The sequence below is a fragment of the Stenotrophomonas sp. YJH_SMC_4 genome, assembly GCF_059371575.1.
Genome location: NZ_JCAFUR010000005.1, coordinates 213,817 through 238,329 on the forward strand (window position 1 = coordinate 213,817; position 24,513 = coordinate 238,329).

A 24,513-nucleotide genomic window follows, 5' to 3' on the forward strand; every position below is an offset into this window, starting at 1 on the left:
GATGAAGCAGCAGGGGGCAAGGGTGCGCACGATCGTGCGCGCCCTGGGGCTGGCCATTGCATTGGCACTGCCGGGCGCCGTGATGGCGGCCGATCCAGCCGCCGGGGCAGCGGCTGATGTCGCCACCGCGCCAGGCATGAGCATGGTCACCTTCAACCTGCATCATGACCGCGAGGACTGGCCACGCCGGCGCCGCACCATCCTGGCCGAACTCAAGCGCCTGCAGCCGGATGCGGTTGCCCTGCAGGAGGTGATCCAACGCCGCAACGTGCGAAACCAGGCGCAATGGCTGGCCAGCCAACTTGGTTACAGGTACGTGTTCGTGTCCACCGATGCGGTCGGCGCGCCCAAGCGCTACGGCAATGCGCTTCTGACCCGGCGGCCGATCCTTGCCCAGGGGGATCATCTGCTGCAGCCCTTGGACGACTACCGCACCGTGGCCCACCTGCGCATCGACGTCGATGGCACGCCGGTAAACGTCTACGCCACGCATCTGAACGAGCGCAGTGATGAGAGCGGACAACGCATCCGTCGCAGCCAGGTCGAGGACCTGCTGCGCTTCATCAGCGCGACGTCGGCGGGCGCGCCGGTGGTGATCGCAGGTGACTTCAATGCACTGGTGGATGCCGGCGATCTGAGCGAGCTGCGCAGCCATTACGGCGACAGTTACGGCAGCGTGCACGTCAACACCGATCTGTCCGGGGTCAGTACGCTCAACCGCCACTATTACCAGGCGCCGTCGCGGATCGACCACATCTTCTTCCAGCAGGACGAGATGGTCGCGCGCGAGGCGAAGATCCTGTTCGACCAGCCCGACGACAGCGGTCGCTGGGCCTCGGACCACTACGGCGTGTGGACCCGCCTGCAGTTCGCGCCGAAACCCTGACGGGACACGCCTGGGTAGGTGCCAACCTTGGTTGGCACGGTTCGGTCCGAAGCACAAACAGAAACGGCGGGGATCATTGATCTCCGCCGGTTCGTTTTCACGCTATCAAGGAGCGATCAGTTCGCCGGCGGCGTGCGCTTGGCGGCCTCTTCGTCTTCTTCATCAGCCTTGGCTTCTGCAGCCTGGGCTGCAGTGTCGGCATGGCCATCGGCGACCGGATCGATCGACGGCGTCACCACCGCATCAGCGCTCGGGGCGGCGGCTTCGATCGGTGCGGCTTCGACCGCCACCGGAGCGACCGGCTGTTCCACGATCGGCGCAGTCTCGACGACCGGCGTGGCTTCAACGGCCGGGGCGGCCTCCACCACCGGGGCACTCTCACTGGCCACCGGCTTGGTTTCAACCACCGGGGTTGCTTCAACCACCTGCGGCTTCGATTCCACGACCGGCGCGGCCTCGACTGCGACCGGCTTCGCTTCGATCACCGGAGCGGCTTCAACCACCGCGGCCGTTTCAGCCACAACCGGCTTTGCTTCGATGGCCGGCGCAGCAGCGTCCACCACCGGAGTGGCGTTGGCGACCGGTGCGGCAGCGGCGACCGGCTGGACCGGGGTCGCGGCGTCGATGGCATCGAGCATGCTGGTCTGCACCGGCGAGGACACCGCTTCGGTCTTCGCAGCTTCGACCGGTGCCTGCACTTCAGCCACGACCGGGGCGGCGGCTTCGACCACAGCGCTGCTCACCACGGCAACCGGCGCGGCGACAACAGCGGCGGCAGCACGGGCTGGCTTCTCGGCTTCGACAGCGACCGGCTCGGCTTCGTCATCGAAGTCGAACTCCGGCTGCGAACGCGTGGGCTGCACAGCCGCGACCGGCGCAGTGCCGGCAGTGCTGTCGATGTTCGGCTCGGCGCCGTCGGCGTCATCACCGTCATCACCCTCGTCCTGGTCATCACCCAGGGCGTCGCTGCCGGCGGCGTTTTCGGCGCCACCGCGGCGACGACGACGGCCACCACGACGGCCACGGCGACGGCGGGTTGCGCCTTCGCCAGCCTGCTCGCCATTGGCGTCGGTTGCAGCCTCTTCACCGGCAACTGCAACCACGTCGGTCGCACTGGCCGCATTGGCAGCGGTGTCGACCGGTGCGGCCGCTTCCACCGGGGCGACCGGGGCGACAGGCGCGGTGGCTTCCTGCGCGTTCACCCCATTGGCGGCGACGGCCGTAGCGGCTACGGCTGCAGCTGCGGTCACGGCTTCGGCAGGTGCTTCGGCGGCATTGCGCTGCGGCTTCTCGGCCGGCTTGTCACCGTCCTGCTGCTGCGGGCGCGGCTGCTTGGGCTGCTTCAGCTTCGGTTGCTGGTTCTGGTTCTGGCCCTGCTGCTCGTTGCGCGGCTTGTTCTGCTGCTGCGGCGGCTGCTGGCCATCCTTGTGCTGCGGCTCCTTCTGCTTGCCCTGCTGCGGCTGCTGCTGCGCATTGCCATTGTTGCCGTTGCGGCCGTCCTTGCGCTGCTCGCCGCGGTCCTTGCGGTTGCCGCCGTCCTTCTGCTGCTGCGCGTTGCCATTGCCACGATTGTCGTCGCGACGGTCCTTGCGGTCCTTGTTGCGATCCTTGTTGCGGTCCTTGCGACCGCCGTCCTGCTGCTGGCGTGCAGCCGGGGCGGCCGGTGCCGGCGCGGGCGCCGGTTCGCCACCGAACACGCGCTTGAGCCAACCGATCACGCCGCCCGCCGGGGCCGGCGCAACAGGCGCTGCAGCGACCGGGGCCGGAGCGGCCGCGACCGGCTCCACTTCCTCGCGCACCGGGGCCGGGGAGGTGTGCTTGACCTGGGTCACCGCCGGCGGCGGGATGTTCAGCTGGCCCTTGGTCAGCGCGTGCACCGGCAGCTTGCGCGGGGTGCCGCGCTGGTAGCTGGGCTTGCTGCTTTCTTCACCCAGCTCGTTCTCGCGCAGGCGGGTCACGGTGTAGTGCGGGGTGTGCAGCTGCTCGTCGGCGACGATCACGATCGGCGCCTCGTGGCGCTGTTCGATCTCGCGCAGGGCGCTGCGCTTCTCGTTCAGCAGGTAATTGGCGATCTCCACCGGGGCCTGCACCAGCACCTGCCCGGTGTTCTCCTTCATCGCATGCTCTTCAGCCACGCGGATGATCGACAGCGACAGCGACTCGACGCTGCGCATGCGGCCGTGGCCGTCACAACGCGGGCAGACGATCTGGCTGGACTCGCCCAGGCTCGGGCGCAGGCGCTGGCGGCTCATTTCCAGCAGGCCGAAGCGCGAAATGCGGCCCACCTGCACGCGCGCGCGGTCGTACTTCAGCGCGTTGGCGAGGCGGTTCTCGACTTCGCGCTGGTGCTTGTTGGAGGCCATGTCGATGAAGTCGATCACCACCAGGCCGCCCAGGTCACGCAGGCGCAGCTGGCGGGCCACTTCCTCGGCCGCTTCCAGGTTGGTCTGGAACGCGGTGTCCTCGATGTCGCTGCCCTTGGTGGCGCGCGAGGAGTTGACGTCGACGGCGGTCAGCGCTTCAGTCTGGTCGACCACGATCGAGCCGCCCGACGGCAGGCGCACGTTGCGCTCGTAGGCGCCTTCGATCTGCGATTCGATCTGGAAGCGGTTGAACAGCGGGATGTCGTCCTTGTAGTGCTTGAGCTTGCGCAGGGTCTGCGGCATCACCTGCTGCATGAATTCGCGGGCGTGCTCGTACATCTCCTCGGTGTCCACCAGGATCTCGCCGATGTCGGCGCGCAGGTAGTCACGCAGGGCGCGCACGATCAGGCGCGATTCCTGGTAGATCAGGAACGGGGCGGGCTTGCTCAGTGCCGCTTCGGCAATGGCGCGCCAGACATTGAGCAGGTAGTCCAGGTCCCACTGCAGTTCTTCCGCATCGCGGCCGACGCCGGCGGTACGGATGATCACGCCCATGTCGTCGGGGATGTTCAGCTTGTCCAGGGCGTCCTTCAGCGCGGCCCGGTCTTCGCCCTCGATGCGGCGCGACACACCGCCGGCGCTGGGCGAGTTCGGCATCAGCACCATGTAGCGGCCGGCCAGCGAAATGAACGTGGTCAGGGCGGCGCCCTTGTTGCCACGCTCTTCCTTGTCGACCTGGACGACGATCTCCTGGCCTTCCTTCAGCAGCTCGCGGATGCCGGCCTTGTTGTGGTCGACACCGGCCTGGAAGTAGTCGCGGGAGATTTCCTTCAGCGGCAGGAAGCCATGGCGGCCACCGCCGTACTCGACGAAGGCCGCTTCCAGCGAGGGCTCGATGCGGAAGATCCGGCCCTTGTAGATGTTGGACTTCTTCTGTTCCTTCGACGGCTGTTCGATGTCGATGTCATACAACGACTGGCCATCCACGATGGCAACACGCAGCTCTTCAGCCTGCGTGGCGTTGATCAGCATTCGCTTCATTGTTGCGTTCCTCGCAAGCGGCTACCGCGCGGAACGCCATGGGGTTTCGCCTCTGGACACGGCTCGCCGCCCATTCGCGCAAGCGCGGGGAGGGCGGCTTGGGTTTCCAGCGCTACGACACCACGGCAGGCCGCGGGAGCGCTTCACTCTTATGGTTTTTGGGTGTTGCAGGGCCGCAGGCAGCTGTCAGCCAGGCTGGAGCGCCACGCGGGACATGTTCAGCACGGTTGCGTGTCAGGCATCCGGCGATGGCCGGGAAGGCCGGTGAGCCGCTAACATGGCCGCCCCGCGGGCGGTGGTCGCGCACTGTGCCGGATTCGTCGGAAGCTGGGCTTCTGGCCCTGAGTAACTTCCAACGAAATCAATCCCTTATCTCGCCCCCCGAGTGTAACAGAATAAACAGCCTGATGACCGCCCAAGACCCCACCAAGCCCGCTGGCGACAAGCCTTCCGTGCGCATGATCACCGTTCCCGCCGACCGCGCCGGCCAGCGCTTGGACAACTTCCTGCTCGGCCAGCTGAAGGGGGCCCCGCGCAGCCTGGTCTACAAGCTGGTGCGCAGTGGCCAGGTGCGGGTCAACGGTGGCCGCGCCAAGGCCGAGCGCAAGCTGGAGGCGGGCGATGAAGTGCGCGTGCCGCCGGTTCGTCTCACCGAAGAGGGAGACAAGGTGGGTCCCCCGGAGGCATTCATGCGCCGGCTGGAGCAGGCCATCGTGTTCGAGGACGCGCGCCTGCTGGCCCTGAACAAGCCCACCGGCGTGGCCAGCCACGGCGGCAGCGGCATCAGCTTCGGCGCCATCGAGACCCTGCGCGCGCTGCGCCCGGGGCAGACCCTGGAGCTGGTCCACCGGCTGGATCGCGACACCTCGGGCCTGCTGATCGTGGCCAAGAAGCGCTCGGCGCTGAGCGAACTGCAGGCGCTGCTGCGTGAAGACCACGGTGCCGGCATCCGCAAGCGCTACCTGACCCTGCTGGCCGGACGCATGCCCGACGGGGTGATGACGGTCGATGCGCCGCTGCATGTCGGCCTGCGCCAGGGCGGCGAGCGCCATGTGCAGGTCAACGCGATCGGCAAGGAATCGATCAGCCACTTCCGGGTGCTGGAGCGCCGCGGCGGCCATTCCTATTGCGAGGTGCGCATCGAGACCGGCCGTACCCACCAGATCCGCGTGCATGCCCAGCACCTGGGGCATCCGGTGGCCGGCGACGACAAGTACGGCGATCCGGCGGTCAACAAGCGGCTTCGTGAGCAGATCGGGCTGAAGCGCCTGTTCCTGCACGCGGCCTCGCTGGAGTTCGCGCTGGACGACGGCAAGAGCCCGTATGTGCTGAACGCGCCGCTGGCCGATGAGCTGGTCGAGGCGCTGGACCGCCTGCGCTGACAATGACCGGGTAGCGCCGGGCCATGCCCGGCCGCTACCTTGTTCGGGTAGATCCACGCCATGCGTGGATGCGCCCTTCTGGGCCGTTCACCACTTGAACAGCACCAGGCTGATCGCCAGGGTGCCCATGCCGGCCACCAGGCCATATACCGTCTCGTGGCCCTTGGCATAGCGCTTGGCTGCCGGCAGCAGCTCGTCCAGCGCCAGGAATACCATCACGCCGGCGATCAGTCCGAACACCCAGCCGAAGGTGGCGTGCGACAGTGATCCGGACAGCAGCCAGTAGCCAAGTGTCGCGCCGACCGGTTCGGCCAGGCCGGACAGCAGGCTGGCGCTGAACGCATAGAACTTGTTCTGGGTGGCGAAGTACACCGGCACCGCGATCGCGATGCCCTCGGGAATGTTGTGGATGGCGATGGCGAAGGCCAGCGGCATGCCCACCGATGGGCTTTCCAGCGTAGCGAAGAAGGTCGCCAGGCCTTCCGGGAAATTGTGCGCGGTGATCGCCACCGAGGTCAGCAGCGCGACCCGCTTCAGGTACTCGCGGCTGTTCTCGCGGAACGCAGGGTCCTGTTTGTCCAGGCTGTCATGCGGATTGGGAATGAAGTGATCGATCAGCACGATCACGATCACGCCGGCCAGGAAGGCCAGCGTGCCGTAGGTGAAGCCGGTGCGCTCGCCATAGGCCAGGGCGAACGATGCGATGGATTTGTTGAGGATTTCCGATAGCGACACGTAGACCATCGCGCCGCCGGCGAAGGCCAGGCCGAACGCCAGCAGGCGCGGATTGGGGCGGCGCGAGAACAGCACCAGCAGGCTGCCGATGGCAGTGGCCAGGCCGGCCGCGAGGGTGACCGCCAGTGCGATCCAGACATTTTCGGGGGGAATCTGCAGCATGTACCGACGCGGTCCTGGTCAACAGACAGCCGCCCCGGATGAGCCCGGGGCGGGGAGGGCGAGGCGGGCGTCGGCTGGCCTCGTCGGGGCGCGCGCGATCAGCCGCCGCGGCGCAGGCGTTCTTCGATGGCGAAGCACTGATCGGGCTTCGGCTGCGGCGGGTTGAAGCTGACCGGCACCTGGATGGTGGCCGGCACGGCAGCGCCCTTGCGGGTGGCGGCCTTGAACTGCCAGCCCTGAACGGCCGTTTTGGCCAGTTCGTCCAGCTGCGGGTTGCCGGCGCCGGTCAACAGGGCGACCTCGCTTGGCTTGCCGTCGGTGCCGATGGTCACCTTGAAGGTGCTGGTGCCGCCTACGCCCATGCAGGCCAGTTCAAGCGGGTACTGCGGTGGCGGCGTCTTCACCGCGGCCACTTCGGTCGGCGGCGGCGGCGGTGGTGCCGGCGGTTCCGACGGGCCACAACCGGCCAGGCCGGTCGCAGCAATCAGGGACAGGCTCAGCAAGCGTACGTTCATGGCAGTTGCTCCGTCAGGGCCGAAGTCTTCGCAGCGCAGATGAAGTCGTTCTCGCTCAGGCCGCCCACGTCGTGGGTGGAAAAGCGCACCACAGCGCGGTCGTAGTGCACGCCCAGGTCCGGATGGTGGTCCTCGCGGTGGGCAATCCAGGCCAGCGCGTTCACGAAGGCCATGGTGGCGTAGTAATCCTTGAAGCGGAAGGTGCGCGTCAGGGCCTGTCCGCCCTCGCTCAGCTCCCAGCCGGGAATCTGCGGCAGCAGTTCGGCCAGGCGGGCTTCGCCGAGCTTGTGGTCGCTGCCTTTGCGCGGCACGCAACGGGCCTGGGCCAGTGGAATCAGGTCGGCCATGGGAATCTCCACCTCGTGTTGACTGAACAATGCGCCGGACGGTGTATAAATCGAATGAGCGGCTGACGCTTACTTGGCTAGAATAGCCTGATGATCCAGATCTCCGACACTGCCCAGACCCATTTCCGCAAGCTGATCGAACGCGAGGGCGTGCCCGGCATGGGTGTGCGCTTGAGCGCGGTCGATCCCGGCACCCCGCGCGCCGACGCCCGGCTGGAGTTCGCCGAACCGACCGACCTGCTCGGCGACGAGTGGGCGGTGGACTGCGATGGTTTCACGCTTTACGTTGATGCCGGCAGCGTCGGTTGGCTCGATGGCGCCGAGATCGACATCGTCGCCGGCAGTGCCGGTACCCAGCAGCTGACCATCAAGGCGCCGCGCATCAAGGGCGAAGCGCCCGGCGATGCCGCTTCGCTGGTCGAGCGCGTGCACTGGGTGGTGGAAAACGAAATCAATCCGCAGCTGGCCTCGCATGGCGGCAAGGTGGCCGTGCAGGAAGTTTCGGCCGAAGGCGTGGTGCTGCTGCGCTTCGGTGGCGGTTGCCAGGGCTGCGGCATGGCCGACGTGACCCTCAAGCAGGGCATTGAAAAGACCCTGATGGGCCGCGTGCCGGGCGTGACCGCCGTGCGCGACGCGACCGACCACGACAGTGGCCACGCGCCGTATATCCCTCGCGGCAACGCCGCCTGATCGCTGACGCGTGCCTCTGACCCGGGCCGAGCAGTTCATCGACCTGCTGCTGGCCCGCCAGCAGCCCAGGGCCGTCCTCGAGAAAACCACGCGCCTGCCGTATGGCTGGGCGCTGTGGCTGCGCTCGCTCGGTCCGTTGCCGCGGCCGCTGCACGCCAGCGAGTTGATCGCGGTGCTGCTGCCGCGTCCGCTGCCAGGGCCACCCGGGCAGTTGCCCCGGTTGTCACCCTGGCAAGCGTTGCGCCGTCTGTTCTGGCAGGACTGGGATGCTGCGCCGCGCGATCAGCGCTGGATGCGTTGGGTCTCGGCCTTGGCCAGTGCGCTGCTGCATCTGCTGTTCTTCATGCTGCTGCTATGGGTGGCAGTGATCCGCACCTCGGCACCGGAAGAACAAGGCGCCGAGGGCGAGCGTGTACAGGTGGAGTTCGTCGGTCGCGCTACCCAGGAGGGCGGTGGCGATCAGCCAGGTGCGGAAGCGGCGGCCGCTGCACCGCCGGGCCAGGTTGCAGCTGGCCAGAACGCAGGGGCCGCAACGGCGCCTGAGCCGCGTCCGGCGTCCGCGTCGGCAGCTGCGTCCGCACCCGCTCCGGCTGCAGTGGCCAGCGTGCCACCGCCGCCCGCCGAATCCGAGCCGGCGCCGGTCGCGGCACCGCCGCCGTCTCCGGTGCAGGCCACCGAAGTAGCCGAGGCCAGTGCGGATTTCGTGGTGCCACCTGTCAGCGTGCCGCGCACGGAGATCAGCATCGTGCCGCGCGACACGGTACCGACGGTGCGCGAGCGCGGCGTGCAGCCGGTGCAGGCGCCGCCGGCCCCGGCCGCACTGCGTGCGCCGGAGATCGCGGTGCGGACGCCGCAGCTGCGTGACATCCCGGTGCAGGAGCGTGAAATCAGTACGGTCGATGCACCGGCGATATCGCAGCCGCTGCGCACGGCCGATGTACAGGTCCGTGTGCCGCAGCGCGATGTGCAGGTGCGCGAGCGCGAAGTGCAGGCCGTGGTCGATCCGCAGGTACGGATGGCTGCTGTGGCCGGGCGCGAGCCGACCGTGCGTGCGCCGGCAGGCCGTGACCTGCAGGTGCGCGAGCGCGAAGTTGCGTCGGCACCCGCGGCGGCGCCTTCAACGTCCAGTGGCAGCGCGCCAGCGGCAACGCCCGCGCCTGCGGCCAGGAGCACTGCAACCCAGGCCAACAGCAGCACGCCACGGCCATCCGCCTCCAGCACGACACCGGCCCAGGCCGGCGCGCGTCCGGCTCCCAACCCGGGCAACTGGGCTACGCCTGCCAAGGGCGACGACTGGGGCGCGTCGAGCCGCAACCACGACGGCGCCAGCGGGGGCGCAAGCCAGGCCAGTGCCGCCGGCAAGGGCAATGGCCTGTTCAATGCCGACGGCAGCGTGCGCGTGCCGGGGCAGGAAGGTGGCGGTCACGCCGAACGTGGTGCCCCCGGTGGCGCCAACGATGGCTGGAGCAAGGAGCGCATCGCGCAGTCTGGCACCTGGTTGAAGCGACCGCCGTACGATTACACGCCGACCTCGTTCGACAAGTATTGGGTGCCGCAGGAATCACTGCTGGCCGAATGGGTGCGCAAGGGCATCAAGTCGATGGAGATTCCGTTGCCGGGCACCGGTACGAAGATCTCCTGCGTGATCTCGATCCTGCAGGCGGGTGGCGGCTGCGGCCTGACCAATCCGAACATGCAGGACCAGCCGGCGGTGGCACGGCCGCCGCCGGACATTCCGTTCAAGAAAGAGCTGCAGGAAGATAACGGGAGCCGGTAGGCGAGGGGCGCGCCACGCCCTGGCCGGCTCGCGTTTGGGTAGGTGCCAACCTTGGTTGGCACAGGAACGCCGACCAAGGTCGGCCTCTACCAGGGCATTGCCCTACGCGCTCTGCGACAGGAACACCCAGAACGGCACGTCGCGGCCGACCCAGTCGCGGCTGGCTTCGTCCATCACGTCCAGCAACGTGTCGAAATCCTTCTGTGTGGAGGCGCGCAACGTATCCACGTCGGCCAGGAACAGCGCGTAACCGTCGGCCGGCAGCCATTGCAGATCACGCAGGTTGTCCGACAGTGCATCCCAGTTGCCGCCGAAGCCAGCCGGGAAATCCAGCTGCGCCGCCAGCCGGGCGAGCAGGGTGCGTTTGTCGGCGACGCCTTCCAGGTCGATGCGGATCACCTTCAGGCCGGCATCGCGCATCGCTGCGGCCAGTGCGCCGATGTCGTCGCTGTCGATGGCGTAGACGCCGGCATTGTTGATGTCATGCAGGCCGAGGCCGAAATCGTCGTGGCTCATCACTGCGCTCCTTGGGCCGGTACGGTGAAGCTGCGGAACGATTCGTAGTGGTCGTCGGTGTAGTACCACGCCTCCGGCGGATCGCCGCCGGTGACGATGCGGCGCGTGCCACGGGTGCGCGCGCCGGGGGTGTCCACGGTGTATTCGCGGTAGTAACCGCGCGGACGCTGCGGCAGCTGCTGTTCGCGGTTACCGAAGGTGCTGCCATCCTGGCGGTGCGGGAACGGCCCGCCGCGCTGGATCAGCGCGATCGTCTGCAGGGCTTCGGCGGGCAGGAAGGCGGGCAGACCGTTGCCCTTGCCGGGCGTGGCCGTGGCCGGTGCGCGCGCGGCAGTCGCACCCTGCAGGTCCGGCGCGAACTGCGGCGCCGGCGGGCGCTGCATGAAATGGTTGACGACCAGGCCGAGCAGCAGCAGGGCGATGGCGGTGATCAGCAGCCGGGGGTTGCGCATGGGCAAGGAAGCGGGCGAGGGTGGTGCTCGCACTGTAGCGCCTGCGCGCTGCACGGTGCATGAGGACGGCGCCGCGTCACCGCTGCGTAACAATTGCCGTCGTGCTCACCGGCAGGACGCAATTTCCTTTACATCCCCCTTGGTAATCTGGCGGTCTGTCCCCATCATTCACCGCGCAACGCCCGACACCGTCGGGTGCCCTCGCAATCAGGAGATGCATCATGGCCTATACCCTGCCCAAGCTGTCCTACGCCTACGACGCGCTGGAACCGCATATCGATGCGGCGACGATGGAAATCCATCACACCAAGCATCACCAGACCTACATCAACAACGTCAACGCGGCGCTGGAAGGCACCGAGTACGCTGACCTGCCGGTCGAAGAACTGGTGAAGAAGCTCAAGTCGCTGCCGGAGAACCTGCAGGGTCCGGTGCGCAACAACGGTGGCGGCCATGCCAACCACTCGCTGTTCTGGACCGTGATGGCACCGAACGCGGGCGGTAACCCGGTGGGCGACGTGGCCAAGGCCATCGACAAGGACCTGGGCGGCTTCGACAAGTTCAAGGACGCCTTCACCAAGGCAGCGCTGACCCGTTTCGGCAGCGGCTGGGCCTGGCTGAGCGTGACTCCGGACAAGAAGGTGGTGGTCGAGAGCACCGGCAACCAGGACAGCCCGCTGATGGAAGGCAACACCCCCATCCTCGGCCTGGACGTGTGGGAACACGCGTACTACCTGAAGTACCAGAACCGCCGCCCGGAATACATCGGCGCGTTCTTCAACGTCATCGACTGGAACGAAGTCGAGCGCCGTTACCAGGAAGCGATTGCCTGATCGTGGTAACAGGATGAACAGAAGAGGCCGGGGGAGACCCCGGCCTTTTTGTTTTCCGCATTGGTAGTGCCGGCCGCTGGCCGGCAGCCCTGGAATGCCGGCCAGCGGCCGGCACTACCTATTCGGCCGTGGCCGTATCGCCCTGCAGGCGCAGGGTGGCCATTACGCCCAGACGCAGGCCCGGCAGGTCACCGTCGGCCGGCAGCAGGATCGGCTGCTGGCGGATGCCGCCGAAGTGCTTGACCTGGAACAGCACGTCCAGGCCATGACCACTGGCGCCACCGCCGCTGGCCGCCGGCGGCTCGGGGCGGCCGCCCGGATTGCGCCGGGCCGGCTGGAACCCCGGGGTACTGCGCACGAGCTCGACGGTGGTTGCCGAGAAATCACCGGCGATCAGGCTGGGCATGCCCTCGGCGGTGGCGCCGATCCAGGTCATCAGGTCGCTGGTCTGGTGCTGGCGGGCAGTGGCCTCGTCCGGGTTCGGGCGCAGCCGTGCCACATAGATGTTGACCAGCGCCTGGCCCAGCTTCAGCCGCATCATGCCGGCGGCGCTGAAGGTTCCGGGTGGGTGCAGCAGGGTCACGCCATCCTCGCTGACCGGCAGCCGGGTCAGCATCGCGTTGCCGTGCCGCAACGGCTGGCTGGGCGGATCGGCGGTAACGAAGTCGCAGCTGTAGCGCAGTCGGCTGGCCAGCCAGCAGGCCGGATTGCGGCCCTGCTGCTGCAGCACCTGCTGTACGGAGATCACGTCCGGCTGCAGCTCGGTGAGCAGGTGCGCCACCTGTTCGCGGCGCTGCTTCCACTGCGCATCATCGCGGCTGGGCAGTTCCAGCGCGGCCACGGTCAGCTGCCGGGGCTCGGCCTCACCGCTGGCGGCGGCCGGCGCCTGCGGCCGCGCCTGTGCCTGCAACGCCAGCAGCAGCACGAGACAGCTGAGCAGGAGACGGGCGTGGGAGAGGGGGCGCATAACGATAAGTTTACGCTTTTGTCGTGCAGGTGCCGTGACTTCCGGCATGTAGTGACGTTGCCTGCCATGGATTGGCACCGTTGTCATGCAGCCCTGCAGCGTGCTTCGCAAGCCCCGCTTCCGGTAACCTTGCGCCTTTCGCTTTGCAGGATTGCCTTACAGGATGAGCCACGACGCAGTTGCCCCCATCGCCGGCCAGGGAAAGATGCCGCGCCAGATCCCGTACATCATCGGCAATGAGGCCTGCGAGCGGTTCAGTTTCTACGGGATGCGCAACATCCTGGTGCAGTTCCTGATCACCTCGCTGCTGCTGCAGGAAATCACTGCGGAAGGCCGTGCCGGTGAAGCCAAGGACATCATGCACAGCTTCATGATCGGCGTGTATTTCTTCCCGCTGCTCGGAGGCTGGCTGGCCGACAGGTTCTTCGGCAAGTACCACACCATTCTCTGGTTCAGCCTGGTCTACTGTGCCGGCCATCTGTGCCTGGCGCTGTTCGAGAACAGCCGCGAAGGCTTCTTCCTCGGCCTGGGCCTGATCGCGCTGGGTGCCGGTGGCATCAAGCCGCTGGTGGCCTCGTTCATGGGCGACCAGTTCGACCAGAGCAACAAGCACCTGGCCAAGATCGTTTTCGACGCCTTCTACTGGATCATCAACTTCGGCTCGCTGTTCGCCTCGCTGCTGATCCCGCTGGTGCTGAAGAACTGGGGCCCGCAGTGGGCGTTCGGCATCCCGGGCATCCTGATGTTCATCGCCACCTTCGTGTTCTGGCTGGGCCGCAAGCGCTACGTGCTGGTGCCGCTGCCGCCGAAGGACCCGCATTCGTTCGCCAACGTGGTGCGTACCGCGCTGACCACTCGCGTGGCCGGCCAGGGCCGTCCGGGCCTGGTGATCGCCGTACTCGGCCTGGTGCTGGCAGTGGCCTCGTTCGGCCTGGTTGGCTCGCTGGGCATCGTCATCTGCCTGTGCCTGGCGCTGGTGTCGATCCTGGCCGGTATTGGCGGTGGCACCTGGATGCAGCTCGATCGCGCCCGTGGCCTGCACCCGACCGAAGCCGTGGAAGGTGTGCGCTCCGTGCTGCGCGTGCTGGTGATCTTCGCGCTGACCACGCCGTTCTTCTCGCTGTTCGACCAGAAGGCCTCGACCTGGGTCCTGCAGGGCCAGCAGATGCAGATGCCGAGCTGGTTCACCGCCTCGCAGATGCAGGCGCTGAATCCGCTGCTGGTGATGATCCTGATTCCGTTCAACAACCTGGTGCTTTACCCGGCCCTACGCCGCTTCGGCTTCGAGCCGACCGCACTGCGCCGCATGACCGCCGGCATCGCCTTCAGCGGCCTGGCCTGGATCGTGGTCGGCGGCATCCAGGTGGTGATGGATGGTGGCAATGCCATGTCGATTTTCTGGCAGATGCTGCCGTATGCGCTGCTGACCTTCGGTGAGGTGCTGGTCTCGGCCACCGGCCTGGAGTTCGCCTACAGCCAGGCGCCGCAGGCGATGAAGGGCGTGGTGATGAGCTTCTGGAACCTGACCACCACCATCGGCAACCTGTGGGTGCTGCTGTCCAACGCTGCCGTGCGCAACGATGCGGTGACCCACAAGATCGCCAGTACGGGCCTGAGCGAGGCGGCATTCCTGATGTTCTTCTTCGCCGGTTTCGCCTTCGTTGCGGCGTTGGCCTTCGGTTGGTACGCGAAACGCTATCGTATGGTCGACAACTACCGTAGCGCCTGAGCCTGACATGACCCCCGTCAATCTGCTGTTGATCGCCATCACCGCCCTCCTGTCGTGGATGGCGTTCAACAACCGCAAGCTGGCCGACCGCCTGATCCTGTGGCCGCCGGCCATCGACCGTCACCGCCAGTACGACCGGCTGGTGACCTATGGCTTCATCCACGCCGACTGGTCGCACCTGATCTTCAACATGATCACCCTGTTCTTCTTCGGGGGATTCATCGAGAGCGTGATGGTGCAGCTGACCGGCAGCTACCTGACCTACCCGGCGTTCTACATCGGTGCGCTGCTGGTCTCGATCCTGCCCAGCTACCTGAAGAACCAGAAGAACCCGAACTACCTCAGCCTGGGCGCGTCCGGAGCGGTGTCGGCGGTGTTGTTCGCCTTCATCCTGATCAAGCCGTGGTCGATCATCCTGGTGTTCTTCATCCCGGCACCGGCCATTGTCTATGCCGCGTTCTACGTGGGCTACAGCATCTGGATGGACAAGCGCGGTGGTGATCGCATCAACCACAGCGCCCACTTGGCGGGCGCGGCGTTCGGTGTGATCTTCATGCTGGCCATGCAGCCGAGCATCTTCACCCACTTCCTGCGCGAGCTTTCCAACCCGACCTTCCGCCTCGGCGGCGGTTGAGGGGCTGGGGTCGGATTCACTGGATCCGCCCCCGGGGGCAGGGACCCGCTCCTGGTCAGGCGCGGGTCTGCTGGCCGTAGGTGTCCAGCAGGCGGGCGAATACCTCTTCGCCGATGCGCTGGAAATCCTGATCTTCGGTCTGCCCTTCCACCGCCAGCTGCAGCAGGCCCTCCAGCAGGGCGCGGTCGGTGTCGGAATGGGAATCGCTGGGGTGCATCGGAGCCTCCGCGGTGGTGCGCATGATCAACGGTCGCAAGGGCCGTGCCAGCATGGCCGTACCCCTCCACAGGCGATAGCGGCCGTCCTCGCTCCAGCTTGAGGGTCGAAAACTGACGTGAATGGATTGGACTTGCCCCTGTTCAGGCTTCACGCGATCATGGCGCCCGGCTGCGCACCATCCACGCAGTCGCCGCAGGAGACAGTTCCATGGCTTCGGTCACGCCCCCCGGTCTGGCCTATGAGGTCGAACACGACCTGGCCAACCATCGCTTCACCGCCCGTGTGCGCGGACAGCTGGCGGTGCTCGATTACCAGATCAAACGCAGGCGCATGGTCATCACCCACACCGAGGTACCCGAGCCGATTGCCGGCCGTGGCATCGCAGGTGAGCTGACCCGCGTGGCACTGCGCTTTGCCCGCGAGCAGAAGTACAAGGTGGTGCCGGCATGTTCCTACGCCGAGGCCTTCCTGCAGCGGCACGAGGAGTACCACGACCTGCTCGCTGGCTGAATGCCAGCGGGCCACGCTTCAGCCATGGCAGGCGATGATGTACAAACATGAACAGGGGATCCCGATGAAGATTGGAAACAACCGGCCATTGCACGGCAGCGTGCTGGCCGGCGTGGTGGGCGTGCTGTTGCTGGCCGGTTGCCAGCGTGAAAGCGAGCCGGCACCGGCGACCGACGCGGCCCCCGCCGCCGAGGCCACTGCCGCAGGTGAAACGCCGGCCACGGAAGCGCCGCTGGACCTGCGCGACGTGATCGAGAACAACGAGCGCGAAGTGGTGGGCATCAGCTACCCGGCCGGCATCGATCGCTACCCGGGCCTGGCGCGCGCGCTGCAGAACTACGCAACCAGCGCACGCAGCGACCTGCAGCAGGCATTGGACGGGCTCGGCAATGACAAGCCGACCATGCCCTACGAACTGTCGCTGAGCTTCGAAAAGCTGCTGGAAACGCCGCAGCTGGTGGTGGTCAGTGCCGATGGCAGCCGCTATACCGGTGGCGCCCACGGCGAGCCGCTGGTGGCGCGTTTCGTGTGGCTGCCGGCGCAGCAGCAGATGCTCAGTGCCGACAAGCTGGTGGCCGATGCCAAGGGCTGGAAGGCGATCAGTGATTTCGTCGCCGACCAGCTGCGCGAACGCGTGGCCACCCGCCTCAGTGGCGAGGACATGGACCCGGCCCAGCTGCAGGAATCGCTGCGTAACGCATCGCGCATGATCGCCGACGGTACCGGCCCCCAGGCCGACAATTTCAGCCAGTTCCAGCCGCTGACCAACGACAAGGGGCAGATCACCGCGCTGCGCTTTGTTTTCCCGCCGTACCAGGTGGGTCCATACTCGGACGGCACCCAGACCGCCGACGTACCGGCGGCGGTGCTGTTGCCGCACGTGGCCAAGGACTACGTGGAGCTGTTCGCACGCGGTTGACCGCAGTCGAGGAGGTGGCGTGGATACAGGGTTGCAGGAGCGGGTCGCCGGCCTGCTGCAGGAAGCCGGGGTCCGCATCGGCGGCACCCAGCCACAGGACATCCAGGTGCATGACCCGCGTTTCTTCGCGCGGGTCATGGCGCACGGCTCGCTCGGCCTCGGCGAGAGCTACATGGACGGTTGGTGGGATGCCAACGTCCTCGATGAATTCCTCGTCCACCTGATGCAGGCACACCTGGATGAACGGGTGCACGGTTGGCGCGAAGTGGCCGATGCGCTGAAGGCGCGCCTGTTCAACCTGCAGGTCGGGCAGGGCAGCTACGAAGTGGGCCGCCGCCACTACGATCTTGGCAACGACCTCTACCAGGCCATGCTCGGCCAACGCCTGGTGTACAGCTGCGGCTACTGGCGCAATGCCGGTGATCTCGATGCCGCGCAGGAGGCCAAGCTGGACCTGGTCTGCCGCAAGCTGGGGCTGCGCCCCGGGCAGCGTGTGCTGGACATCGGCTGTGGCTGGGGTGAAGCCCTGAAGTTCGCAGCAGAGCGCTACGGCGTCACCGGCGTCGGCGTGACCATTTCGCAGGAACAGGCCGGGTTCGCACGCGAACTGTGCGCCGGCCTGCCGATCGAGATCCGCCTGCAGGACTATCGCGAACTGGATGAGCCGTTCGATGCGATCTTCTCGATCGGCATGTTCGAGCATGTCGGCGACAAGAACTACGCCAGTTTCTTCGAGGTGGCCAGGCGCTGCCTGTCTTCGCGCGGGTTGCTGCTGCTGCACACCATCGGCACCAACATCTCGCGGCATCGCACCGATCCGTGGATCGCGCGCTACATCTTCCCCAATTCAATGCTGCCGTCGGCGGTGCAGATCAGCAAGGCGTTCGAAGGGCGCTTCGTGCTGGAGGACTGGCACAACTTCGGCACCGACTACGACCTCACCCTGCAGGCTTGGCGACGCAACGTGGAAGCGGCGTGGCCGCAGCTGGACGCGCGCTACGACGAGCATTTCCGCCGCATGTGGCGGTTCTACCTGGCCGGATCGATGGCCACCTTCCGCTGCCGGCACGCGCAGCTGTGGCAGCTGGTGCTGTCGCCGGAAGGCGTACCGGGTGGGTACGTGGCGCCACGCTGAGGGTGCGCAGGGGTAGATCAGGCCGGATGCGATACTTACTGACGCCAAATCCGTGTGTTGCACGGTCAGCTCCGCGCGTGGGCGTCGTCGACGCTACGCTGTTGGGTCGGCGGGGTTACCGCATTCCTGAAGGCGTTGCAGCATGGGTTGGGACATCACCTACCATCCAGTCGCGGATTCGGAGATCCGTGACATCTATTTCCGTGCTCTGGAGGACGTGACGCTGGTCGAGGCGCTGCAACAGCGGTTCCGGATCGAGCCGTTCTACATGGAGCAGTTGCAGGAACGCATCGACGAGGCTCGCTCGATCAGCGCCGACGTGCCTTTCGAGAAGGGGCACGCTTTGTACCTGGCGATCGTGGCCGGCCACCTTCGGCGGTATCACTATCTCCGCGGGAGCGCCCTTTCGTTTTTCATCGACGATCCGGTGGTCGCCCGGTATTTCGCGGACTGGCGGCAACTGGTGCCGTTGCAGTGGGCGGATGCTGCCGCCGGCAACCATCTACGTGAAAACTATGGTGGTGGCGTGTTCATCACGCATGCCCGGCTGAAGCAATTACGCGCTGATTATGCAGTGGACAGCGCACTTGCTGCGCGCCTGGAGGAGCTGTTCTCCGATGGACGCCTGGTCGTTTTCTGGCGTGTTGTCGATGAAGCGATCGCCAGCGGATGCGGATTGCTGGAGGCCAGCGAGGTGGTCGAGCCGAACCCGATGGATCTCAATGCATCGACCAGCTTGAGCAATCTGCTGAACTGCGCGCCGGATGGCGCGATCCTTTATGCGGAAGCCGCGGCGGCCCAGCTGGCGGAGTTCGTGGCAGCGCACCCGGATATCGCATCGACTGCCGCTGCCGCGCCCGGTGCGCCGAAACGACGGTGGTGGGAGCGACTGTTTCGGCGCTGATCTGGAAGCGCATCCACGCATGGCGCGGATCTACTGGAGTGCGTCATGTGTGGATCGATGATGCCGGGGTTCGTGGCGCGAATGGATCGTGCCGACCAACGGTCGGCACCCACCAGTAGATCCACGCCATGCGTGGATGTCCCAACAAAAAAAACCGCCCGGTTTCCCGGGCGGTTTTTCGTTTCAGGCTACTGCGCGGGCGATCAGTTGCCGGCGCCGGTCAGGCCACGCTTTTCCAGCAGCGGTTCGATCTGCGGCTCGTGGCCGGCGAAATCGCGGAACAGCTGCATCGCGTCGACGCTGCCGCCCTTGGACAGCAGGGTGGCGCGGAAGTGGTCGCCGTTCTTGCGGCTCAGGCCGCCGTTGTCCTTGAACCACTTCTGGGTGTTGGCGTCGAGCACTTCCGACCAGATGTAGGCGTAGTAACCGGCCGAATAGCCGCCCATGATGTGGCTGAAGTACGGGGTCTTGTAGCGCGGCGGCACCGGCGCGTAGTAGATGCCGTCCTTCTCCAGCGCGGCGCGCTCGAAGGCCATCACGTCCTTGGCGGCCGGCACCTGGTCGGCGCCGATCTGGTGCCAGCGCTGGTCCAGCATGGCCGCACCCAGGTACTCGGTGGTAGCGAAGCCCTGGTTGAACTTGGCTGCCGCCAGCACCTTGTCCAGCAGTGCCTGCGGCATCGCCGAACCATTCTGGTAGTGCTTGGCGTAGTTCTTCAGGATGACCGGGTTGTCGGCCCACATCTCGTTGACCTGCGAGGGGAACTCGACGAAGTCACGCGGCACCGAGGTGCCCGAGAAGTACGGGTACTTCACGTTGGAGAACATGCCGTGCAGGGCGTGGCCGAACTCGTGGAACGTGGTGTTCACCTCGTCCCAGGTCAGCAGGGTCGGCTGGCCGGCCGGCGGCTTCGGAATGTTCAGGTGATTGGCGACCACCGGCTTGAAGCCGGTCAGCTTGGACTGCGAGACGTAGGAGTTCATCCACGCGCCACCGCGCTTGGAGGCGCGTGCATACGGGTCGAAGATGAAGATCGCCAGCTGGCTGCCGTCGGCGTCGAACACGTCGTAGACGGTGACGTCATCGTGGTAGACCGGCAGGTCGGTGCGCTGCTTGAAGGTCAGGCCGAATTCCTGGCCCGCGGCGTAGAACACGCCGTTCTCCAGCACGTTCTTCATTTCGAAGTACGGCTTCAGCTGCGACTCGTCGAAGTTGTACTTGGCCTGGCGCACCTTCTCGCTGTAGAAGGCCCAGTCCCACGGTTCCAGCTTGAACGTCGGCTTGCCAGCGGCCTTCTGTTCCTGGTCGATCATCGCCTGCAGGTCGGCGGCTTCACGCTTGGCGTTGGCCACCGCGGCCGGGGCCAGCTTGCCCAGCATCGCGTTGACCGCTTCGGGGGTCTTGGCGGTCTGGTTGGTCAGGTTGTAGGCGGCGAAGTTCGGGAAGCCCATCAGCTTGGCCTTGTCGGCGCGCAGCTGCATGATGCGCGAGACCAGCGCGGTGTTGTCGAACTCACCGCCGCGGCTGCTGCGGCTCACCGACGCTTCGTAGATCTTCTGGCGCAGGGCGCGGTTGGCCAGGTTGGTCAGCGGCGGCTGGCCGGTGGTGTTGAGCAGGGTGATCACGTACTTGCCGTCCTGGCCGCGGGCCTTGGCGGCTTCGGCGGCGGCGGCGATCTGCTCCTTGGACAGGCCGTCCAGTTGCTTGACGTCGTCGACGGTGATCGCCGAAGCGTTCACCTCCGACTGCACGTTCTGGCTGAACTTGGTACCCAGGTTGGCCAGCTCGGCGTTCATCTCCTTCAGCTTGGCCTTGTCGGCGTCGGACAGCTTGGCGCCTGCGCGCACGTAGTTGTCGTAGTACTTCTCGACCAGGCGCACGCCTTCGGCGTCCAGGCCCAGCTGGCTGCGGGTGTCATACAGCGCCTGGATGCGGGCGAACAGCTTGCCGTTCAGCGCGATCGCATCGCTGTGCGCGGCGAACTTCGCCGAGTAGTCGGCCTGCAGCTTCTTGCGGGTGTCGTTGGTGTCGGCACCGACCAGGCTGAAGAATACGGTGGTCGCACGATCGAGGATGTCACCGCTCTTTTCCAGGGCGATGATGGTGTTGTCGAAGGTCGGCTTGGCCTTGTTGTTGGCGATGGCCTCCACTTCCTTCAGCTGCTGCGCCATGCCGGCGTCGAAGGCCGGGGCGAAGTCGCTGTCCTTGATCTTGTCGAACTGCGGGAAGTGCAGCGGCAGCGGGCTTTCGGCGAAGAACGGATTGGCCTGCTGGGCGGTGCTGCTGGCGGCCGGGGTGGCGGCGCCGGCCGAGAAGGCGGGCAGGGCAAGGCCGAGGGACATGGCCACGGCAAGGGCAAGGCGGGTGGTCAAGGCAGGAACTCCGGTAAGGCAAACAAGGGCCCGAGGGTAACCCGGCCGGCGGCGCCCGCACTTGTGTCAAAAGGCATGTTGCCGCGGCCGGGCGCGGGTACCATGCATTCACCGCCCACGGTTCACCGCCATGACCACTGCCTACGATTTCAGCTTCCGCGACCTCGACGGCCAGCCACAGGCCCTCGCCGGGTACCGGGGTCACCCGCTGTTGCTGGTCAATGTCGCCAGCCGCTGTGGCTTCACCCCGCAGTACACCGGGCTGGAACAGCTGTGGCAGGAGTATCGCGAGCGTGGCCTGGTGGTGATCGGCTTCCCATGCAACCAGTTCGGCGCGCAGGAGCCGGGGGACGCCGCGCAGATCCGCCAGTTCTGTTCGCTGGATTATCCGGTCAGCTTCCCGCTTTCGGAGAAGATCGAGGTCAACGGCGAGGGGGCTGATCCGTTGTGGGCATGGCTGTCACGCGAGAAGCGCGGCCTGCTGGGTAGCGCCCGCATCAAGTGGAATTTCAGCAAGTTCCTGGTCGATCGCCAAGGGCGGGTGGCTGCGCGCTTTGCGCCAACCACCAGGCCGGAACAGCTGCGCAGCGCGATCGAAGCGCTGCTGTGAAGGGGGTAGTGCCGGCCGCTGGCCGGCAATCCCGGAGCGCACGGAGAGCCGGCCGGCGGCCGGCTGCCGTTGCAGATCATTTCTCGACGAACGCGCGCTCGAACACGTAGTGGCCCGGCTGGCCGATGCGCGGCGAGACCTGGAAGCCGCGGGCATCGAGCACGCTGCGCAGATCAGCCAGCATCTGCGGGCTGCCGCAGATCATCGCGCGGTCGTTTTCCGGGCTCAGCTCCGGCAGGCCGAGGGTGCGCTGCATCTGGCCGCTTTCCATCAGCTGGGTCAGGCGGCCCTGGTTGGCGAACGGCTCGCGGGTGACCGCGGGGTAGTACAGCAGCTTGTCGCCGATCATCTCGCCCAGGAACTCGTGCTCACGCAGTTCCTTCTCGAAGTAATCGCGGTAGGCCAGATCCTTCTCGTAGCGCACGCCGTGGCAGAGGATCACCTTCTCGAAGCGCTCGTAGGTCTCCGGGTCCTTGATGACCGACAGCCACGGCGCCATGCCGGTGCCCGTGCCCAGCAGGTACAGGTTCCTGCCCGGGTGCAGGTCGCTGATCAGCAGGGTGCCGGTGGGCTTCTTGCCGACCAGCACCTTGTCGCCCGGCTTGATGTGCTGCAGGCGCGAGGTCAGCGGGCCGTCCTGCACCTTGATGCTGAAGAACTCCAGGTGCTCTTCCCAGTTGGCGCTGGCGATGGAATAGGCGCGCAGCAGCGGCCGTGCCTCGGTTTCCAGGCCGATCATCACGAACTGGCCGTTCTCGAAGCGGAAGCCGCTGTCGCGGGTAGTGGTGAAACTGAAGTAGGCATCGGTCCAGTGACGGACCTCAAGCACCGTTTCGGCGCCGAAAGCGGAGGACATGGGCGTATCTATCGAAAGTCGTCGGGGGTGATTCTATCTCAAATGAGACGGGTTCTCATTGGGCGGAACGAGAGGCGTTCTCAGCGGTAACCCGCCGCCTGCAGCTCGAACAGCTCGGCGTACCGTCCTCCCTGGGCCATCAGCTGCGCATGGGTGCCGCTGGCCTCGATGCGGCCATCGGCCAGCACCAGGATGCGATCGGCCATGCGTACCGAAGAGAAACGGTGGGAAATCAGCACTGCCGTACGATTATCCGCCAGCTCCCTGAACCGCTGGAACACTTCGAACTCACTGCGCGCATCCAGCGCTGCCGTTGGCTCATCCAGGATCATCACCTGCGCATTGCGCATCCACGCGCGGGCAATGGCGATCTTCTGCCACTGGCCACCGGACAGGTCCACGCCCTGCTTGAAGCGGCGCCCGATCAGCTGGTCGTAGCCGCCGGGCAGGTCGTCGATTACTTCCTCGGCCATGCCTCGTCGCGCGGCATCGGCGATTCTTGCCTGGTCGTCCATCGCCTCGACCTGGCCGACGCCGATGTTCTCGCCGGCGCTGAGGTTGTAGCGCACGAAGTCCTGGAAGATCACCCCGAGGTTGGCGCGCAGGTCGTCCAGGTCGTAGTCGCGCAGGTCGCGGCCGTCGAGCAGGATGCGGCCTTCGTCGGGCTCGTACAGCCGTGCCAGCAGTTTCACCAGCGTGGTCTTGCCCGCGCCGTTCTCGCCGACCAGGGCCAGCACTTCGCCGGCCTGCAGCTGGAAATCGAGGTGGCGCACCGCCCACTGTTCGGCATCGGGATAGCAGAAACCGACGTTCTCGAACACGAAACCCTGCTGGATCGGCTGCGGCACGCGCACCGCACCTTCGCGCGAGTGGATTTCCGGCTCGATCTGGAAGAACGAGAACAGGTCGTCCAGGTACAGCGCCTGGCTGGCCACCTGCGAGAAGCCGATCAGCAGGCCTTCCAGCAGCTGGCGCAGGCGCAGGAAGCTGCCGGCAAGGAAGGTCAGGTCGCCGATCGAAAAGTCGCCGCGCACCGTGCGCCAGGCAATGTAGGCGTAGGCGGTGTAATACCCCAGCGTGCCCAGCGCAGCCAGCAGCGTGCCCCAGAACGCGCGGCGCCGGGCCAGTGCACGGTTGGCCTGGAACAGCGCCACCGACAGCCGCCGGTAGCGTTCCACCAGGAAGCGGTGCAGGTTGTAGATCTTCACTTCCTTGGCCGTTTCCACGCTGGCACCGAGCTGGCGCAGGTAGTCGAGCTGGCGGCGCTCGGGCGTCCACTGGAAGTTGAGGCTGTAACCGGCCGCATTGAAGTGCGATTCGCCGATGAAGGCCGGCACCAGTGCCAGCGCCAGCAGCAGGATCAGCCACGGCGCGTAGACCAGCAGGCCGACGGCGAGGCTGGCCACGGTGATCGCGTCCTGGACCTGGCCGAACAGCTGGCTCATCAGGTTCATCCGGCCCATGGTCTGGCGCCGCGCACGGTCCAGCTTGTCCTGCAGGTCCGGGTCCTCGAAGTCCTCCAGATCCAGCGTTGCCGCGTGTTCCATCAGCCGGATGCTGGTGACGTTGGCGAACAGCTCGGAGAGCAGGGCATCGGCGTAGCTGACCAGCCGGCCGAGCAGGTCCGAGGCGATGGCCAGGCCGAATTCCAGCGCCAGCAGGCCCAGCAGCGGATTCAGCACGCCGCTGGACAGCGCTTCGCCCAGCGGCGGGAAGCCCGCGTCGTGCTGGCTCAGGTGCAGGGCGCTGTCGATGATCAGCTTGCCGACGTACAGCATCGCCACCGGCAGCAGCGCGCGGATCAGGCGCAGCCCGAGGCTGGCCAGGGTGAGCGCGGGACTGGTCTTCCAGACCATGCGCAGGAACGGCGGCAGGTTGCGCATGGCCCTGAAGCGCTGGCGCAGGCTGGGTTTCTTCGCGGCGTCAGCGCCAGCGGTGGGGGTAGCAGGCATGCGCGTA

General features: G+C 66.5%; 23 protein-coding genes. 12 read left to right on the forward strand and 11 right to left on the reverse strand.

What is annotated here, in order from left to right:
- The first annotated feature begins 1 nt into the window (after position 1).
- Positions 2-886, forward strand: coding sequence for an endonuclease/exonuclease/phosphatase family protein (locus AC5P9F_RS10780; RefSeq protein WP_043034728.1), 885 nt, complete (start codon positions 2-4; stop codon positions 884-886).
- Between the two features lie 116 nt (positions 887-1,002).
- Here AC5P9F_RS10780 and AC5P9F_RS10785 read toward each other — a convergent pair whose 3' ends face one another.
- The gene (locus AC5P9F_RS10785; protein ID WP_180872245.1) at positions 1,003-4,290 is read right to left on the reverse strand and encodes an Rne/Rng family ribonuclease; all 3,288 of its coding nucleotides are present in this window, start codon (positions 4,288-4,290) and stop codon (positions 1,003-1,005) included.
- Positions 4,291-4,697: 407 nt separating this feature from the next.
- Here AC5P9F_RS10785 and AC5P9F_RS10790 point away from each other — a divergent pair, with 407 nt between their 5' ends.
- Positions 4,698-5,672 (forward strand): RluA family pseudouridine synthase, encoded by a 975-nt coding sequence (locus AC5P9F_RS10790; protein ID WP_012480803.1) that lies wholly within the window; start codon positions 4,698-4,700, stop codon positions 5,670-5,672.
- Between the two features lie 87 nt (positions 5,673-5,759).
- Here the strand turns inward: AC5P9F_RS10790 and zupT are convergent, their stop codons facing one another.
- The 3 genes from zupT to AC5P9F_RS10805 form a co-directional block, all read right to left on the reverse strand.
- Entirely contained in the window at positions 5,760-6,569 is an 810-nt protein-coding gene (gene zupT / locus AC5P9F_RS10795) for a zinc transporter ZupT (RefSeq protein ID WP_099473675.1), read from the reverse strand.
- A gap of 98 nt (positions 6,570-6,667) precedes the next feature.
- Positions 6,668-7,084, reverse strand: a complete 417-nt coding sequence (locus AC5P9F_RS10800) for an energy transducer TonB (protein ID WP_024956635.1) — start codon at positions 7,082-7,084, stop codon at positions 6,668-6,670.
- Positions 7,081-7,431, reverse strand: a complete 351-nt coding sequence (locus tag AC5P9F_RS10805) for a 4a-hydroxytetrahydrobiopterin dehydratase (RefSeq protein WP_005410315.1) — start codon at positions 7,429-7,431, stop codon at positions 7,081-7,083. Before AC5P9F_RS10805 ends, AC5P9F_RS10800 begins: the two co-directional genes overlap by 4 nt.
- Before the next feature lie 90 nt (positions 7,432-7,521).
- On the opposite strand from AC5P9F_RS10805, the gene AC5P9F_RS10810 reads away from it, so the two are divergent.
- Positions 7,522-8,121 carry an NfuA family Fe-S biogenesis protein gene (locus AC5P9F_RS10810; RefSeq protein ID WP_005410314.1) on the forward strand — a complete coding sequence of 200 codons (600 nt, stop codon included), beginning with the start codon at positions 7,522-7,524 and terminating at the stop codon, positions 8,119-8,121.
- Positions 8,122-8,131: 10 nt separating this feature from the next.
- On the forward strand, positions 8,132-9,898 hold the full coding sequence (locus tag AC5P9F_RS10815; protein WP_262094598.1) for a hypothetical protein: 1,767 nt from the start codon (positions 8,132-8,134) through the stop codon (positions 9,896-9,898).
- 102 nt (positions 9,899-10,000) lie between these two features.
- On the opposite strand, the gene AC5P9F_RS10820 is transcribed toward AC5P9F_RS10815, so the two are convergent.
- Together AC5P9F_RS10820 and AC5P9F_RS10825 are read right to left on the reverse strand one after the other, a co-directional pair.
- Complete coding sequence (locus tag AC5P9F_RS10820; RefSeq protein ID WP_005410312.1) at positions 10,001-10,414, reverse strand: barstar family protein; 414 nt, start codon at positions 10,412-10,414, stop codon at positions 10,001-10,003.
- Entirely contained in the window at positions 10,414-10,866 is a 453-nt protein-coding gene (locus AC5P9F_RS10825) for a guanyl-specific ribonuclease (protein ID WP_005410311.1), read from the reverse strand. The genes AC5P9F_RS10820 and AC5P9F_RS10825 overlap by 1 nt, the downstream gene beginning before the upstream one ends.
- Positions 10,867-11,087: 221 nt before the next feature.
- On the opposite strand from AC5P9F_RS10825, the gene AC5P9F_RS10830 reads away from it, so the two are divergent.
- A complete protein-coding gene (locus tag AC5P9F_RS10830) occupies positions 11,088-11,699 on the forward strand; it encodes a superoxide dismutase (protein ID WP_005410310.1) in 612 nt (203 codons plus the stop codon).
- Between the two features lie 118 nt (positions 11,700-11,817).
- Here the strand turns inward: AC5P9F_RS10830 and AC5P9F_RS10835 are convergent, their stop codons facing one another.
- Positions 11,818-12,666 (reverse strand): endonuclease/exonuclease/phosphatase family protein, encoded by an 849-nt coding sequence (locus AC5P9F_RS10835; protein ID WP_164225375.1) that lies wholly within the window; start codon positions 12,664-12,666, stop codon positions 11,818-11,820.
- A gap of 163 nt (positions 12,667-12,829) precedes the next feature.
- Between AC5P9F_RS10835 and AC5P9F_RS10840 the strand changes: the two genes are divergently transcribed.
- Both AC5P9F_RS10840 and AC5P9F_RS10845 read left to right on the forward strand, forming a co-directional pair.
- Positions 12,830-14,395: a POT-type proton-dependent oligopeptide transporter gene (locus AC5P9F_RS10840; protein ID WP_033832923.1), complete on the forward strand. Its 1,566-nt coding sequence runs from the start codon at positions 12,830-12,832 to the stop codon at positions 14,393-14,395.
- Positions 14,396-14,402: 7 nt separating this feature from the next.
- On the forward strand, positions 14,403-15,029 hold the full coding sequence (locus AC5P9F_RS10845) for a rhomboid family intramembrane serine protease (RefSeq protein WP_005410307.1): 627 nt from the start codon (positions 14,403-14,405) through the stop codon (positions 15,027-15,029).
- Positions 15,030-15,084: 55 nt separating this feature from the next.
- Here the strand turns inward: AC5P9F_RS10845 and AC5P9F_RS10850 are convergent, their stop codons facing one another.
- Complete coding sequence (locus tag AC5P9F_RS10850) at positions 15,085-15,246, reverse strand: hypothetical protein (RefSeq protein WP_005413966.1); 162 nt, start codon at positions 15,244-15,246, stop codon at positions 15,085-15,087.
- Positions 15,247-15,455: 209 nt separating this feature from the next.
- On the opposite strand from AC5P9F_RS10850, the gene AC5P9F_RS10855 reads away from it, so the two are divergent.
- From AC5P9F_RS10855 to AC5P9F_RS10870, 4 genes are all read left to right on the forward strand, one after another.
- Positions 15,456-15,758, forward strand: coding sequence for a GNAT family N-acetyltransferase (locus AC5P9F_RS10855; protein WP_005410305.1), 303 nt, complete (start codon positions 15,456-15,458; stop codon positions 15,756-15,758).
- A gap of 37 nt (positions 15,759-15,795) precedes the next feature.
- On the forward strand, positions 15,796-16,677 hold the full coding sequence (locus tag AC5P9F_RS10860; RefSeq protein WP_005410304.1) for a DUF3298 and DUF4163 domain-containing protein: 882 nt from the start codon (positions 15,796-15,798) through the stop codon (positions 16,675-16,677).
- A 19-nt stretch (positions 16,678-16,696) separates the two neighbouring features.
- On the forward strand, positions 16,697-17,812 hold the full coding sequence (gene cfa, locus AC5P9F_RS10865) for a cyclopropane fatty acyl phospholipid synthase (protein ID WP_012480799.1): 1,116 nt from the start codon (positions 16,697-16,699) through the stop codon (positions 17,810-17,812).
- A gap of 142 nt (positions 17,813-17,954) precedes the next feature.
- Positions 17,955-18,716: a hypothetical protein gene (locus AC5P9F_RS10870; RefSeq protein WP_012480798.1), complete on the forward strand. Its 762-nt coding sequence runs from the start codon at positions 17,955-17,957 to the stop codon at positions 18,714-18,716.
- Between the two features lie 203 nt (positions 18,717-18,919).
- Here the strand turns inward: AC5P9F_RS10870 and AC5P9F_RS10875 are convergent, their stop codons facing one another.
- Positions 18,920-21,088, reverse strand: coding sequence for a M3 family metallopeptidase (locus AC5P9F_RS10875; protein ID WP_495231942.1), 2,169 nt, complete (start codon positions 21,086-21,088; stop codon positions 18,920-18,922).
- Positions 21,089-21,218: 130 nt separating this feature from the next.
- Between AC5P9F_RS10875 and AC5P9F_RS10880 the strand changes: the two genes are divergently transcribed.
- Positions 21,219-21,698 carry a glutathione peroxidase gene (locus AC5P9F_RS10880; protein ID WP_005413962.1) on the forward strand — a complete coding sequence of 160 codons (480 nt, stop codon included), beginning with the start codon at positions 21,219-21,221 and terminating at the stop codon, positions 21,696-21,698.
- A gap of 76 nt (positions 21,699-21,774) precedes the next feature.
- Here the strand turns inward: AC5P9F_RS10880 and AC5P9F_RS10885 are convergent, their stop codons facing one another.
- Together AC5P9F_RS10885 and AC5P9F_RS10890 are read right to left on the reverse strand one after the other, a co-directional pair.
- A complete protein-coding gene (locus AC5P9F_RS10885) occupies positions 21,775-22,554 on the reverse strand; it encodes a ferredoxin--NADP reductase (protein WP_005410300.1) in 780 nt (259 codons plus the stop codon).
- Between the two features lie 80 nt (positions 22,555-22,634).
- Positions 22,635-24,506 carry an ABC transporter ATP-binding protein gene (locus AC5P9F_RS10890; RefSeq protein ID WP_165710667.1) on the reverse strand — a complete coding sequence of 624 codons (1,872 nt, stop codon included), beginning with the start codon at positions 24,504-24,506 and terminating at the stop codon, positions 22,635-22,637.
- Positions 24,507-24,513: the final 7 nt, after the last annotated feature.

Coding starts and splice junctions, on each gene's coding strand:
- AC5P9F_RS10810 (WP_005410314.1), top strand. CDS start 7,522: ATGATCCAGATCTCCGACACTGCCCAGACCCATTTCCGCAAGCTGATC.
- AC5P9F_RS10845 (WP_005410307.1), top strand. CDS start 14,403: ATGACCCCCGTCAATCTGCTGTTGATCGCCATCACCGCCCTCCTGTCG.
- AC5P9F_RS10880 (WP_005413962.1), top strand. CDS start 21,219: ATGACCACTGCCTACGATTTCAGCTTCCGCGACCTCGACGGCCAGCCA.
- AC5P9F_RS10860 (WP_005410304.1), top strand. CDS start 15,796: ATGTACAAACATGAACAGGGGATCCCGATGAAGATTGGAAACAACCGG.
- AC5P9F_RS10890 (WP_165710667.1), bottom strand. CDS start 24,506: ATGCCTGCTACCCCCACCGCTGGCGCTGACGCCGCGAAGAAACCCAGC.
- AC5P9F_RS10835 (WP_164225375.1), bottom strand. CDS start 12,666: ATGCGCCCCCTCTCCCACGCCCGTCTCCTGCTCAGCTGTCTCGTGCTG.
- AC5P9F_RS10790 (WP_012480803.1), top strand. CDS start 4,698: ATGACCGCCCAAGACCCCACCAAGCCCGCTGGCGACAAGCCTTCCGTG.
- AC5P9F_RS10840 (WP_033832923.1), top strand. CDS start 12,830: ATGAGCCACGACGCAGTTGCCCCCATCGCCGGCCAGGGAAAGATGCCG.
- AC5P9F_RS10805 (WP_005410315.1), bottom strand. CDS start 7,431: ATGGCCGACCTGATTCCACTGGCCCAGGCCCGTTGCGTGCCGCGCAAA.
- AC5P9F_RS10855 (WP_005410305.1), top strand. CDS start 15,456: ATGGCTTCGGTCACGCCCCCCGGTCTGGCCTATGAGGTCGAACACGAC.
- AC5P9F_RS10820 (WP_005410312.1), bottom strand. CDS start 10,414: ATGAGCCACGACGATTTCGGCCTCGGCCTGCATGACATCAACAATGCC.
- AC5P9F_RS10785 (WP_180872245.1), bottom strand. CDS start 4,290: ATGAAGCGAATGCTGATCAACGCCACGCAGGCTGAAGAGCTGCGTGTT.
- AC5P9F_RS10780 (WP_043034728.1), top strand. CDS start 2: ATGAAGCAGCAGGGGGCAAGGGTGCGCACGATCGTGCGCGCCCTGGGG.
- AC5P9F_RS10850 (WP_005413966.1), bottom strand. CDS start 15,246: ATGCACCCCAGCGATTCCCATTCCGACACCGACCGCGCCCTGCTGGAG.
- AC5P9F_RS10870 (WP_012480798.1), top strand. CDS start 17,955: ATGGGTTGGGACATCACCTACCATCCAGTCGCGGATTCGGAGATCCGT.
- AC5P9F_RS10830 (WP_005410310.1), top strand. CDS start 11,088: ATGGCCTATACCCTGCCCAAGCTGTCCTACGCCTACGACGCGCTGGAA.
- AC5P9F_RS10825 (WP_005410311.1), bottom strand. CDS start 10,866: ATGCGCAACCCCCGGCTGCTGATCACCGCCATCGCCCTGCTGCTGCTC.
- zupT (WP_099473675.1), bottom strand. CDS start 6,569: ATGCTGCAGATTCCCCCCGAAAATGTCTGGATCGCACTGGCGGTCACC.
- AC5P9F_RS10800 (WP_024956635.1), bottom strand. CDS start 7,084: ATGAACGTACGCTTGCTGAGCCTGTCCCTGATTGCTGCGACCGGCCTG.
- AC5P9F_RS10885 (WP_005410300.1), bottom strand. CDS start 22,554: ATGTCCTCCGCTTTCGGCGCCGAAACGGTGCTTGAGGTCCGTCACTGG.